Here is a 12,482-nt window from a genome sequence, read left to right on the forward strand (position 1 = left end):
CCGCCGGGAGAGGGGAAGGGGCCGGTCGCGCGCGACCGGCCCCTTCCGCACGCGTCCGCGTGGTGTCCCCGCTCAGGCCAGGTCGAGGAGCTGCTCGTGGAAGCCGCCGAAGCGCTTCTCCCGGTCGACGAAGTGCAGTTCGAGGATCCAGTGGCACGGGCGGCCGGTGCGGTCGGTGCGGCGCAGCGGGTGGTGGTTCTCGGGAGTGATGTACGACTCCGCCTTGGCGCCGTCGTTCGTCTCGTGCGGGAACTCCCCGACGAGGTGCCCGGCGTGCCAGATGCCGATGTCCCAGCCCGCGTCGGCGGCCAGCCGGGCGACCTCGGCGTACATCCCGGCGCCGGTCACGTCCTCGTGCGCCCGGAAGAAGGCCCGTCCGGCGTCGAAGACGCGCGGCAGGTCGGCGGCCAGCCGGTGCTTGTCGGGGTCGCCGCCGAAGACGTAGGTGCGGCCGAAGTCGGCCTCGTACTCCTCGAAGACCGGGCCGAAGTCGGCGAACGCGATGTCCTCCTCGCCGATGGTCCGGTCCGGCGGGTTGTCCCGGTAGGGCAGCAGGGTGTTGGGACCCGAGCGGACGATCCGCTTGTGCCAGTGCTTGGTGGTGCCGAACATGTCGTTCGCCAGGTCGCGGATCGCGTCGCTCACCTCCCGCTCGCCCCGTCCCGGCACGACCAGACCGCGCGCCTCCACCTCGGCGAACAGCGCGACCGCCTTCTCCTGCGCGGCGATCAGACCGGTGGCGCGCCCGTCCTCCACGACTGCCATGTCCGTCCCCCTCCGTCCTCACTTATGCCGGTGATTCGATCATCAGGGTGGCACACGCGGGGAACCACCCGGGGGCGCGGGGCGACGGGGTCGCCCTGGATAGGGTGCGGGGATGCCGTCGTACAGCATGGGGCAGGCCGCGCGGCTGCTCGGAGTGAGTTCGGAGACCGTTCGCCGGTGGGCGGACGGCGGCAGGCTGGGCGTGGAGCGCGACGGGTCCGGCCGCCGCACGGTCGAGGGGGTGGCCCTGGCGCGCTTCGCGGCCGAACGGGGAGCCGGTGCGCACGCCGTCCCCGAGGACGATGTGCCGACCTCCGTACGCAACTCGTTCGTGGGGATCGTGACCGGGGTACGGCTCGACGAGGTCGCCGCGCGGGTCGAGATCCAGTCCGGGCCGCACCGCCTGGTGTCGCTCGTGACGCGCGAGGCGGTGGAGGAACTGGCCCTGGACGTCGGTGTCACGGTCACCGCCCGGGTGAAGTCGACGAACGTCCACGTCGACCTGGGCTGAGCCGCGCGCCGGTCAGCGGCAGAGCAGCGCCGCCCGCAGGTCGAGCCGGTGGTCCAGGCTCGACAGGTCCCTGCCGGTCAGGGCCTCGACGCGGTCGATGCGGTAGTGGACGGTGTTCACGTGGAGGTGCAGGGCCTCGGCGGTCCTCGTCCAGGAGCAGTCGTGCGCCAGGAAGACCTCCAGGGTCTCCAGGAGGACCGCACGGGAGCCGCGCCCGGCGCGCAGCAGGGGGCCGAGGACGGTGTCCAGGTACGCGGCCCGCACATCGGCGGGGACGCCCGCGAGAAGCGTCCTGAGGTCGGTGAGGTCCCGGAGGCGCGCGACCCCGGCCGTGGCCGCGGGACCGGTCGCCGGAGGGGTCGCCGGAGCGGTCGCCGGAGCCGTCGCCGTCTTCGCGTGGGCTCCGGCCAGCGCGTAGCGGGCCTGGGCGAGGGCGCGCGGGAGGTCGCCGGGACGGTGGACGGGGTCGCTGACGCCCGCGTGCGGGGCCGCCCCGGGGCGGCAGGCGTGGAGCAGCGGCCACACCTCGCGGAGCCGGGCCGGGACCTCGCCGTCCGGGTCGGGGCCGTGCGCCAGGACCGCGACGGCCCGCCCGTCCGGGCGCCCGGCGACCGCGAACCCGACCGCCCGCTGGTGCCGCAGCGCCTCCGCAAGGGCCGCGGGGGCGTCTCCCCGGGCCGCCGGTCCCGCCGGGTCGGCGACCACGACGGTGTAGGCCTCGGCACCGGCGAGACCGCAGGAACGCAGCGCCCGCTCCAGGCCGTCGGCCTCGCCGTACACCGCGTCCGTCCGGGCCACCAGTTCCTCCTGGGCCCGTACGCGCGGGGCCGCCCGCCGGTCCTGTCGCCGACGGTGGCGGCCGATCAGCTCCCCGATCTCGTGCAGGATGCGGGGCGGCACCCGGTCCGGCTCCGGCAGGTGCAGGTACCAGGTGTCGTAGACGCTGTCGTCGGCCTCGACCCGTACGGTCGTCCCGTGTCGGCCCCGCAGCGCCTCCACCGCGCGCTCCGGCGGGAGTTCGGGGGCGGTCGCGGTCCGGGCGACCGTCCGTCCGCTGCCGCTGACCAGATGGCAGACGGGTGTGCCGAGGTGCGCGAAGGACAGGCCGAGGAGTTCGGCGGCGGAGGCGCCCCGGTCGAGCGCGCGGGCCAGCTCGACGCGGACGTTCTCCGGCAGCGCGTAGTGGTCCGTGGGGCGGCGGCTCAGCTCGCCCCACTGCCGGAGGTAGACCGCCTCGGTGATCGCCCGGAAGCTGGTGTGCGTGGGGACGGCGAGCAGCGGGACGCGGTGTCTGCGGCAGGCGGCGGCCAGTTCGCCGGGGACCTCGCCGTGCGTCTCCTCCCCGGCGAGCAGCGCCACGGCGCCGGTGCCGCTCAGAGCGGACACGAACCGGTCGGTCCTGGCGGGATCGCCGTCGCGGCCCCACCACACCAGGCCGCTGAGCACGATCTCGCCGGGCTGGAGGAAGCGGGCCGGGTCCTCCAGGTCGGTCGCCGTCACCCCGCCGATCTCCTGGCCGAGCAGCGACTCCTCGCCCCAGACCAGCGCGAGGTCGAGGCCGTCGAGGCGGAGGAGGTGGTCGACCCGCATAGGAGGCTCCTTGTGTGCTCGCGGACGAGGGTCCGCACCTCATGTTCACCAGGCGAGTACGCGTCCCACCATCGTAGATACAAGCCAAGAGGGCGAAATACCTCTCAGATGATCCGCCAGGGGAAGGCCCGTCGCGCTGGAAGATCCCCATGGGCCGCAGGTCGACGAGACACGGACCGAAACCGTTCGTAGTTTTCTCCATCCCCGCTCGCATCCGCGATGGAGGGTCGTACGGGTTTGTTGCAGATGAGAGCCTGAGCGACCTACGGTGTCGCACATGCAGTCCAACACCATCGGGCGGGCCGCTCGGCTGCTCGGCGTCAGCGCCGGCAGCGCGCGACGCCGGGCGGACGCGGGGAGGGTCGCGACGCACCGCGACGAGAGCGGACGGCGTGTCATCGACGGGAAGCCGCTCGCCGCGTTCTCCCCGGAGATCACGCGGAGCGGCGACGGCGTCTCCCGCACGCCGGTGCGCGACGCGTCCCCGGGCAACGTCACCGCGGTCGGGCCCGGTGACCTCGCCGCCCAGGCGACCGCCCAGGCCGGTCCGCACCGGCTGGTCCCCCTCCTCACCCGCGAGGCCGTGGTGGAGCCCGGCCCTGAAGTCGCCATCCGGGCCACCGCCCGCGTGAAGTCGACCGGCGCGCACATCGACCGCACCTGAACACCCCTCACGCAGTACCGCACCGCAGCGGCCGTCGACACGGCCGGCCTCCCACCGCACCTTCCGTCCGATCCAAGGAGTCCAGCCCTCATGTCCCTCACCCTCACCAGACGCCGTGTCACCACCGCCGCCCTCACCGCCGCCCTCCTCGTCCCGCTCGCCGCCTGCGGCGACGGAGGCACGAAGGGCGACGGCGCGAAGGCCACCGGCACCCCCACCGGTTCCGCGAGCGCGGCGCCCGCCGCGAACCTGACGGTGCTGGCCGCCGCCTCCCTGACCGACGTGTTCAAGACGGCCGGTGCCGCCTACGAGCAGTCCCACCCGGGCACCAGGCTGACGTTCTCCTTCGCCGGTTCCCAGGAGCTCGTCGCCCAGGTCGCGCAGGGCGCCCCCGCCGACGTCCTGGTCACCGCCGACACCAAGAGCATGGACAAGGTGAAGGCCGACACGGACACCCCGGTCGTCATCGCCAAGAACCGTCTGGTCATCGCCACCGGCAAGGGCAACCCCTTCAAGGTCGACGACCTCAAGGACCTGGCCGACACCAAGCTGAAGGTCGTCCTCGCCGCGCCCGAGGTCCCGGCGGGCAAGTACAGCGAGCAGATCCTCGACGCCCAGAAGATCACGGTGAAGCCGGTCTCCCAGGAGCCCAACGTGCGCGCCGTCCTCAGCAAGGTCGAGCTGGGCGAGGCCGACGCCGGTCTCGTCTACAAGACCGACGCCGAGAGCGCCCGGGACAAGGTCGTCGCCGTCGAGATCCCCGACGCCCAGAACGCCATCGCGAAGTACCCGGCGGCCACGCTGAAGGACTCGAAGAACGCGGGGGCCGCCGCCGCGTTCGTCGCCTGGCTCTCCTCGCCCGAGGGCCAGAAGATCCTCCAGGACGCCGGCTTCCAGAAGCCGTGACGCCCAGGGTCTGACGGGACCGGGCCCCGACGGGCGTGGCGCCCGGCGGGACCCGGCCGTTCCCCGGCAGGACAGGCCCGGGACCCCGCCGTTCCCGGGTCCGACCGCCCGGGGACCCGGCCGTTCCCGGGACCGGCCGCCCGCCATCCGGCCGGGTCGGGGCCCGCACGCCCGGGACCCGACCGCCCGGAGCCGCCGCGGCACCGGAGCCGTACCGCTCATGAGAGGGTCGCCCGGTACCGGGGAGACGGGCGGCCCCCTCCTCATCTCTCCTCACCTCTGCGGGGTCATCCATGAAACGAGCGGACGCCCGGCGGCCCGGCGGCGGGCCGCCGCTGCTCCTCGTCCTGCCCGCGCTCCTCGCCGTGGCGTTCCTGACCCTCCCCCTGCTCGGCATCCTCGTACGGACCGAATGGGGCGAGCTGGCCGGACATCTGACGTCCCCCGGGACCGTCGAGGCGCTGAAGCTGTCCCTCCTCGTGTCCTTCTGGGCGCTGGGCCTCTCACTGGTGCTCGGGGTGCCCCTGGCCTGGCTGCTCGCCCGGGTCCCCTTCCGGGGAAAGGCGCTGGTCCGCTCGCTGGTCCTGCTGCCGATGGTGCTGCCGCCCACGGTCGGCGGCGTGGCGCTGCTGCTCGCCTTCGGGCGGCGCGGACTGCTCGGGCCGTGGCTGGAGCGCACCTTCGGCATCACGTTCCCGTTCCACACGTCGGGCGCGGTCCTCGCGGCCACGTTCGTCGCCATGCCGTTCCTGGTGATCAGCCTGGAGGGCGCGCTCGGCGGGCTCCGGCCGCGTTACGAGGAGACGGCGGCGTCCCTCGGCGCCTCGCCGGTCCGGGTGTTCTTCACCGTCACCCTGCCGATGGTGGCGCCCGGCGTCCTCGCGGGCGCGGCGCTCACCTGGGCGCGGGCGCTGGGCGAGTTCGGCGCGACGATCACCTTCGCGGGGAACCTGCCCGGGACGACCCAGACGCTGCCGCTCCAGGTGTACCTGCTCCTCCAGGACGAGCCCGAGGCCGCCACCTCGGTCTCCCTGCTGCTGCTCGCCATCGCCATGGGCGTGCTGGTCTCCCTGCGCGGACGGTGGACGGGCACCCCGGCCGACCGGCCTCGCCGGTCCGCCCCCGCCGCGCCCGACCCGGCGGCGCCCGACCCGGCCACGGCGCAGCCGCTCGCGGCGGGCGGCCCCTCCGCCCCGGTCGCCGTCCCGGTCGCCGTCCCCGGGGAACGCTGGGCGCTGCACGCCGAGGTCACCGGCTTCACCCGGCTCACCCTGGACGCCGGGCCCGGTACCACCATCGCGGTCGTCGGACCCAACGGCGCCGGGAAGACCACCCTGCTGCGGGCCCTGCTCGGCCTCACCCCGCGCGCCCACGCGGACCTCCGGCTCGGCGACGAGGACGTCACCGCGCTGCCGCCGCACCGCCGCCGGGTCGCCTGGGTCCCCCAGGACGGCGCCCTGTTCCCGCATCTGACGGCCCTCGCCAACACCGCGTACGGGCTCCGCGCCCAGGGTGTCGCCCGCGCCGCGGCGCGCCGCGAGGCGGGTGCCTGGCTGGACCGGCTCGGAGTGGGGCACCTCGCCCACCGCCGTCCCGGCCAGCTCTCCGGCGGGCAGGCGCAACGGGTCGCCCTGGCGCGCGCCCTGGCCGCCCGACCCCGGCTCCTCGTCCTCGACGAGCCGCTCGCCGCCCTCGACCAGACGACCCGGGCGCACGTCCGGCACACCCTGCGCACCCATCTCGCCGGGTTCGGCGGTGTCTGTCTCATCGTCACCCACGACCCCGTCGAGGCGGTGTCGCTCGCGGACCGGGTCCTCGTCCTCGACGAGGGCCGCGCGCTCCAGGACGACACCCCCGCCGAGGTCACCCGACACCCCCGCTCCCCCTGGGTGGCCCGGATGCTGGGGCGCAACGCCTGGCCCGGCACCGCCACCGCGCACGGTCTCGACCTCGACGGCGGCGGCACCCTGGTCGCGGCCGAACCGCCGCCGCCCGGCACCCGGGCGCTGGCGATCGTCGCTCCCGAGGCGGTCTCGCTGCACCGGGAGAGGCCCGGGGGCAGTCCGCGCAACGTCTGGCCCGGAACCGTACGCGAGATCACGAGCAGCGGCAGCCGGCTGCGGGTGCTCGTGGCCTCCGACGAGGCACCCGACCTCGTCGCCGAGATCACCCCGCAGGCCGCCGCCGAACTCGGTCTCGCCGACGGGGTGTCCGTCTGGACCGGTGTGAAGGCGACCGAGACGACGGTCGTGCCCCTCTGACCGGCCGAGACGACGGCCGTCCCGCTCTCGCCGGCCGAGACGACGGCCCCTTCCCTCACCGGCCCGACCACGGCCGTCCCTCCCTCCGGCCGTTACGGTGGCCGTGCCCCTCACCGGCCGACCGAGCCCGCCCCGGCGGCGGAGATCGCGAGCAGGACATGACGGAACGACAGGACGACTCCACCGTGCGGGACTGGCTGCGGGGCATCGAGGTGTTCGCCCGCCCGCTCCCTGAGTTCGATCCGGACCTGGCTCCGGCCGAGCCCTCCGCCCTGTTCCTCTCGTGGCTCGCCGAGGCCGTGGAGTCCGGGGTCCCGGACCCGCACGCCATGACGCTGTCGACCGTGGACGCGGACGGACGGCCGGACGCCCGTGTCCTCATCCTCAAGGACGTGGGCCCGGCGGGCTTCCGGTTCGCCGCGCACGCCGCCAGCCCCAAGGGCGTCCAGCTCGCCGGTACGCCCAGGGCCGCGCTCACCTTCTACTGGGCGGAGGCGGGCCGTCAGGTCCGGGTCCGGGGCGCGGTCGTGGCGGAGTCCGCCGAACGGTCGGCGGCCGATTTCCTCGCCCGTTCCCGCACGGCGCGGGCCGAGGCCCTGCTCGGGCGGCAGAGCGAGCCGCTCACCGATCCCGCCGGACGGGACCGGGACCTGAAGGAGAGCCTGGCCCGGATCGAGGCGGACCCCGGGCTGGTCGACCCCGCGTGGACGCTCCACACCGTCGTGCCCGACGGCGTGGAGTTCTGGCAGGCGGCGGCGACCCGCGTCCACGTCCGGCTGCGGTACGAGAGACGGGCGGACGGCTGGCTGCGGCGCCCGCTCCGGTCCTGACCCGAGTCCGCCCCGGCCCGGGGAGACGGCGGCGGGCCCGGAAGCATCCCGCACCACACTCCCCTCGATCCTCATCAGCGAGACCACTTCCCCCATACAGCTCGCAGATGCACACCCGAAAGCCGCTTTGGCCTCTTGGACGATCGACTGTAATCATCCGGTCCACGAGGGCGTGTTTCTGTGGCTGCGTCCAATCGCCGCGTACGGTGGGCGCCTGGTTGACTGACGGCACCGGCCCGGCGCGGTGGAGTGGCTCCCGCCACGGCGGAGAACCGGCAGGGCCCCGCGCACCGCACGCGGTGTCCGGTGCGCGGGGGCCCGTCGGCACCGGCTGCCGCGAGCGAGGTCCCCAGGGAACTCCGCCCACTTCCGCTGTTCCTGCTCATGAGGCGAGGCAAGGCAGATGACCACATGTACGCGGACGCACGACGGCGGCTCCGGGGTCCTCGGCCACGGCCCGCCCGGCCGTGACCGCTCCGTCCGGCGGCGGCCCGACGGGCGGATAGCCCTCTTCGTCGCCCGGTCGCTCGGCGGGGCGCGGACCGTCCTCAACGTGGGCGCGGGCACGGGGACGTACGAGAACGCCGTCCGCGCGCTGGCACCCGGCGGGCCTTCCGCGTCCCCGGGCACCGCTCCGGCCGTCGACGCGGTGGCCGTCGCCGCCGCCGGGGAACTGCCCTTCGCCGACGGCGCCTTCGACGCGGCGATGACCTTGTTCAGCGTGCACCAGTGGGGCGACGTCACCGCCGGGCTGCGGGAGACGCGCCGCGTGACGCGCGGCCCGGTCACCGTCCTGACCCGCGACCCCGCGCGCGTACGGGACTTCTGGCTGTACGCGTACGCTCCGGGGGTCCTGGACATGGAGGCCCTCAGGTACCCGCCCGTCGACGAGATCGCCGCCGCCCTGGGCGGCACGGTGACCGTCGAGGCGGTCCCCGTCCCGTTCGACTGCACCGACGGTTTCAACGAGGCCTACTACGGGCGCCCCGAAATGCTCCTCGACCCCGCCGCCCGGGAGGCGTGCTCCGCCTGGAGCTTCGTCGACGACACGGCCCGCGAACGCTTCGACCGCACCCTGCGCCACGACCTGGCCTCCGGCGCCTGGGACGCGCGCTTCGGCCATCTGCGCACCCGGCCCGCCTACCGGGGCTCCCTCGTCGTCGTCCGCGCGGAGCCCTGACGGGAGGGCGGGACCGGGAGCGGGGGCGGCGGCAGGGCGGGGCCGTGACCGGGTGTCCGGCCGGGTCCCTCCCGGGAGCCGGGTGCCCTGGTTCCTTGGTCCCCTGGTCCCTCGGTGGACGGCGAGTCCACGCCCCGCCTTCCGACGCCGGACGGACGCCCTTCCGTCAGGTCGTCGTCCCGGCGGCCTGTTCCGGGATCTGGAGCGGTGCCCCGTCCGGCATCCGCAGGACGACCGTCATCGTCAGGCCGCCGCCCGGGGTGTCCTCCGCCGCCAGGCTGCCGCCCATCGACTCCACGAAGCCCCGGGCGACGGCGAGACCGAGGCCGACGCCCTCGCCGCGCGGGGTGTCCCCGTACCGCTGGAACGCCCCGAAGATACGGTCCTTGGCCTCGTCGGGCACGCCCGGCCCCCGGTCGACGACCCGGAGTTCGACCCGGTCCGCGAGGGCGCTCGCGGCGACGAGGACGGGCTGGCCCGGCGGGCTGTACTTGACGGCGTTCTCCACGATGTTGGCGACGGCCCGCTCCAGGAGACCCCGGTCCACGGCGACCATCGGCAGCGTCTCGGGGATGTCCAGTTCGACGCTGTCCTCGGGGACGCCGAGCAGCGCCATGGGAACGACCTCGTCCAGATCGGTCTCCCTGATCACGGCGGTCACCGTGCCCGTCTCCAGCCGGGACATGTCGAGGAGGTTGCCGACGAGGTGGTCGAGACGGTCGGCGCCCGCCTCGATGCCCTCCAGGAGTTCGGCCCGGTCCTCCTCGGACCACTCGACGTCGTCCGAACGCAGCGACGTCACCGACGCCTTGATGCCCGCGAGCGGGGTCCGCAGATCGTGGCTGACGGCGGCCAGCAGGGACGTGCGGATCTTGTTGCCCTCGGCGAGCTTACGGGCCTCCCCGGCCTCGTCGACGAGCCGCTGCCGGTCGAGGACCACGGCCGCCTGCGCGGCGAACGCGCCCAGCACCCGGCGGTCCTCGGCGGGCAGGACCCGGCCCGTCAGGGCCAGCGCGAGATGGTCGCCGACGGGGATGTCCACGTCCGCGTCGTCCGGGCGGGCGCAGGGACCGTGGCCCGCGACGGCGACGCACGCCCACGGCCCCGTCTCGTCCGGGCGTTCCAGGAGGGAGACCCCCTCCATGGAGAAGGTCTCCCGGACCCGTTCGAGGAGCGCTTGGAGGGTGGTCTCGCCGCGCAGCACACTGCCCGCGAGATAGGAGAGGGTCTCCGACTCGGCCCGCAGCCGGGCCGCCTGATGGGTGCGCCGGGCCGCCAGGTCCACCACCGAGGCCACCGAGATCGCCACGCTGACGAAGACCCCCAGGGCCACCATGTTGCGGGGGTCGGCGATCGTCAGCTCGTGGATCGGCGGGGTGAAGAACCAGTTCAGGAGCAGGGAGCCGACCGCGGCGGACGCGAGCGCGGGCTTGAGGCCGCCGAGCAGCGCCGCCGCGACGGTGAGCGTCAGGTACAGCAGGACGTCGTTGGCGAGGCCCACCTCTGGTGTCGCGGTGCGCAGCAGCAGGGTGAGGAGGGCGGGGCCCGCGAGGCCGACGAGCCAGCCCCAGACCGTCCGGGACCTGCCGAGCCGGGCGCTCCGCGCGACGGGCAGCCGACGGCCCTTGGCGGCTTCGTCGTGGGTGACGATGTGCACGTCCAGGTCGGGCCCGGACTCGCGGGCGACGACGGCGCTGACGCCGGGGCCGAGGAGGTACTGCCAGGAGCGGCGGCGGCTCACGCCGAGGACGATCTGGGTGGCGTTCACCCCGCGCGCGAACTCCATGAGCCCGGCGGGGACGTCGTCGCCGACGACGTGGTGGAAGGTGCCGCCGAGGTCCTCGACCAGGGTGCGCTGCACCGCCAGTTCCTTCGGGGACGCCGAACTCAGCCCGTCGCTGCGGGAGATGTAGACGGCGAGCACCTCGCCGCCCGCGCCCTTCTCCGCGAGCCGGGTGGCCCGCCGTATCAGGGTGCGTCCCTCGGACCCGCCCGTCAGTCCGACGACGATCCGTTCCCGCGAACCCCAGATCGTGGAGACGCGGTGCTCCGTCCGGTACTCCTGGAGGTACTCGTCGACCCGGTCGGCGGTCCACAGCAGGGCCAGCTCGCGCAGGGCGGTGAGGTTGCCGGGGCGGAAGTAGTTGGAGAGGGCCGCGTCGACCTTGTCGGACTTGTAGATGTTGCCGTGGGCCATGCGGCGGCGCAGTGCCTGCGGCGACATGTCGACCAGCTCTATCTGGTCGGCCCGGCGCACCACCTCGTCGGGGACGGTCTCCTGCTGCCGGATGCCGGTGATCGACTCGACGACGTCTCCGAGCGATTCGAGGTGCTGGATGTTGACGGTCGAGACGACGTCGATGCCCGCCACGAGCAGTTCCTCGACGTCCTGCCAGCGCTTGGCGTTGCGGGAGCCGGGAACGTTGGTGTGGGGCAGTTCGTCGACGAGCGCGACGGCGGGCCGCCGGGCGAGGACGGCGTCCACGTCCATCTCCGTGAAGGACGTGCCCCGGTACTCGATGGTGCGGCGCGGGATCACTTCGAGGCCGTGCAGCATGACCTCGGTGCGCGGACGGCTGTGGTGCTCGACGAAGGCGACCACGCAGTCCGTGCCGCGCTCCACCCGCCGGTGTCCTTCGGAGAGCATGGAGTACGTCTTGCCGACACCGGGGGCGGCCCCCAGGTAGATGCGCAGCTTTCCGCGTCTCATGTTCTGCGTTTCTCCTACGGCTCGACTGCTGCTGTACGGGCCTGCGGCCCGGCTTCCCGCGTCCCGGCGGCGGGCCGGTGACTCCGGGGGTGCCACGGTCCGGTGCCTCTACGGCTCGAACCGGTAGCCCATGCCGGGTTCGGTGATCAGATAGCGGGGGTGCGACGGGTCGTTCTCCAGCTTGCGCCGCAACTGGGCCATGTAGACCCGCAGATAGTTCGTCTTCGTCGCGTAGCTCGGCCCCCACACCTCCTTCAGGAGGCGGCGCTGGCTGATGAGGCGCCCCGGGTTGCAGATCAGGATCTCCAGGAGGTGCCACTCGGTGGGCGTGAGGCGTACGTCCCGGTCCCCGCGCCGCACCCGCTTCGCCACCAGGTCCACGGTGAAGTCGTCCGTGGTGACCCGCCCGCCGGGGACCGGCTCGGACACCGGTGCCTCGGCGGCGCGCCGGGTGGCCGCCCGCAGCCGGGCGAGCAGTTCGTCCATGCTGAACGGCTTGGTCATGTAGTCGTCCGCGCCCGCGTCCAGCGCCCGGATCTTGTCCTCGGAGCCGCTGCGGGCGGAGAGGACGAGCACGGGCACCCGGCTCCAGCGCCGCAGCGCCCTGATGACCTCGACCCCGTCCATGTCCGGCAGTCCGAGATCGACGATCAGCACGTCGGGCGGCTCGGCGGCGGAGAGGGCGAGTGCCGTGGCGCCGTCCCGCGCGGAGTCCACCCCGTACCGACGGGCTTGCAGATTGATCACCAGCGCTCGTGCGAGCTGGGCGTCGTCCTCGACCACCAGCACCCGGGTCATCGGCGCGCTGCCTTCCTCTTGTACGGGCTGAACGGTCGGCACCTCTGTCGAGGGGGTCCTCTGCCGAGGAGGTAAGGCCATCAGCCCTTCGCCGCCAGGAGGTTCTTCAGGGCGGTGTTGAGCTGGAGGACGTTGACGCGGGGTTCGCCGATGAAGCCGAGGATCCGGCCGTCGGTGTGGTCGGCGAGGAGCTGTTCGACCTGGGCCACGGTCAGGTGGTTGCGTTGGGCGACGCGGTGGACCTGGAGTGCGGCGTAGGCGGGGGAG

General features: G+C 74.1%; 11 protein-coding genes. 6 read left to right on the forward strand and 5 right to left on the reverse strand.

The features are described 5' to 3' along the window. Positions 1–72: 72 nt before the first annotated feature. Complete coding sequence (locus ACIO92_RS04675) at positions 73–765, reverse strand: M24 family metallopeptidase (RefSeq protein WP_366444988.1); 693 nt, start codon at positions 763–765, stop codon at positions 73–75. Positions 766–877: 112 nt separating this feature from the next. Between ACIO92_RS04675 and ACIO92_RS04680 the strand changes: the two genes are divergently transcribed. After that, positions 878–1,276, forward strand: coding sequence for a molybdopterin-binding protein (locus ACIO92_RS04680; RefSeq protein WP_402058391.1), 399 nt, complete (start codon positions 878–880; stop codon positions 1,274–1,276). A gap of 12 nt (positions 1,277–1,288) precedes the next feature. Here the strand turns inward: ACIO92_RS04680 and ACIO92_RS04685 are convergent, their stop codons facing one another. Further along, positions 1,289–2,866, reverse strand: coding sequence for a PucR family transcriptional regulator (locus tag ACIO92_RS04685; RefSeq protein ID WP_402280800.1), 1,578 nt, complete (start codon positions 2,864–2,866; stop codon positions 1,289–1,291). Between the two features lie 277 nt (positions 2,867–3,143). Between ACIO92_RS04685 and ACIO92_RS04690 the strand changes: the two genes are divergently transcribed. The 5 genes from ACIO92_RS04690 (at position 3,144) to ACIO92_RS04710 (ending at position 8,707) form a co-directional block, all read left to right on the forward strand. Further along, on the forward strand, positions 3,144–3,530 hold the full coding sequence (locus tag ACIO92_RS04690; protein WP_402280798.1) for a MerR family transcriptional regulator: 387 nt from the start codon (positions 3,144–3,146) through the stop codon (positions 3,528–3,530). A 90-nt stretch (positions 3,531–3,620) separates the two neighbouring features. Then, positions 3,621–4,436 (forward strand): molybdate ABC transporter substrate-binding protein, encoded by an 816-nt coding sequence (gene modA / locus ACIO92_RS04695; RefSeq protein WP_366444984.1) that lies wholly within the window; start codon positions 3,621–3,623, stop codon positions 4,434–4,436. A 293-nt stretch (positions 4,437–4,729) separates the two neighbouring features. Continuing rightward, entirely contained in the window at positions 4,730–6,697 is a 1,968-nt protein-coding gene (locus tag ACIO92_RS04700) for an ABC transporter permease (protein ID WP_402280796.1), read from the forward strand. A gap of 158 nt (positions 6,698–6,855) precedes the next feature. Further along, positions 6,856–7,527 (forward strand): pyridoxal 5'-phosphate synthase, encoded by a 672-nt coding sequence (locus ACIO92_RS04705; RefSeq protein ID WP_366444982.1) that lies wholly within the window; start codon positions 6,856–6,858, stop codon positions 7,525–7,527. Between the two features lie 403 nt (positions 7,528–7,930). Beyond that, positions 7,931–8,707, forward strand: a complete 777-nt coding sequence (locus ACIO92_RS04710) for a methyltransferase domain-containing protein (RefSeq protein WP_366444981.1) — start codon at positions 7,931–7,933, stop codon at positions 8,705–8,707. Positions 8,708–8,873: 166 nt separating this feature from the next. Here ACIO92_RS04710 and ACIO92_RS04715 read toward each other — a convergent pair whose 3' ends face one another. The 3 genes from ACIO92_RS04715 to ACIO92_RS04725 form a co-directional block, all read right to left on the reverse strand. After that, complete coding sequence (locus ACIO92_RS04715; protein ID WP_402058381.1) at positions 8,874–11,417, reverse strand: ATP-binding protein; 2,544 nt, start codon at positions 11,415–11,417, stop codon at positions 8,874–8,876. A 108-nt stretch (positions 11,418–11,525) separates the two neighbouring features. After that, on the reverse strand, positions 11,526–12,215 hold the full coding sequence (locus ACIO92_RS04720) for a response regulator (protein ID WP_366444979.1): 690 nt from the start codon (positions 12,213–12,215) through the stop codon (positions 11,526–11,528). An 80-nt stretch (positions 12,216–12,295) separates the two neighbouring features. Beyond that, a partial coding sequence (locus ACIO92_RS04725) for a potassium-transporting ATPase subunit C (protein ID WP_402280793.1) occupies positions 12,296–12,482 on the reverse strand: 187 nt, incomplete at its 5' end.

It is taken from the genome of Streptomyces sp. NPDC087215 (assembly GCF_044744885.1).
Classification (GTDB): Bacteria; Actinomycetota; Actinomycetes; order Streptomycetales; family Streptomycetaceae; genus Streptomyces.

What these genes read in the sequence shown, in the direction of transcription:
- ACIO92_RS04675 (WP_366444988.1), bottom strand. Translation starts at nt 765, where the DNA reads ATGGCAGTCGTGGAGGACGGGCGCGCCACCGGTCTGATCGCCGCGCAG.
- ACIO92_RS04680 (WP_402058391.1), top strand. Translation starts at nt 878, where the DNA reads ATGCCGTCGTACAGCATGGGGCAGGCCGCGCGGCTGCTCGGAGTGAGT.
- ACIO92_RS04685 (WP_402280800.1), bottom strand. Translation starts at nt 2,866, where the DNA reads ATGCGGGTCGACCACCTCCTCCGCCTCGACGGCCTCGACCTCGCGCTG.
- ACIO92_RS04690 (WP_402280798.1), top strand. Translation starts at nt 3,144, where the DNA reads ATGCAGTCCAACACCATCGGGCGGGCCGCTCGGCTGCTCGGCGTCAGC.
- modA (WP_366444984.1), top strand. Translation starts at nt 3,621, where the DNA reads ATGTCCCTCACCCTCACCAGACGCCGTGTCACCACCGCCGCCCTCACC.
- ACIO92_RS04700 (WP_402280796.1), top strand. Translation starts at nt 4,730, where the DNA reads ATGAAACGAGCGGACGCCCGGCGGCCCGGCGGCGGGCCGCCGCTGCTC.
- ACIO92_RS04705 (WP_366444982.1), top strand. Translation starts at nt 6,856, where the DNA reads ATGACGGAACGACAGGACGACTCCACCGTGCGGGACTGGCTGCGGGGC.
- ACIO92_RS04710 (WP_366444981.1), top strand. Translation starts at nt 7,931, where the DNA reads ATGACCACATGTACGCGGACGCACGACGGCGGCTCCGGGGTCCTCGGC.
- ACIO92_RS04715 (WP_402058381.1), bottom strand. Translation starts at nt 11,417, where the DNA reads ATGAGACGCGGAAAGCTGCGCATCTACCTGGGGGCCGCCCCCGGTGTC.
- ACIO92_RS04720 (WP_366444979.1), bottom strand. Translation starts at nt 12,215, where the DNA reads ATGACCCGGGTGCTGGTGGTCGAGGACGACGCCCAGCTCGCACGAGCG.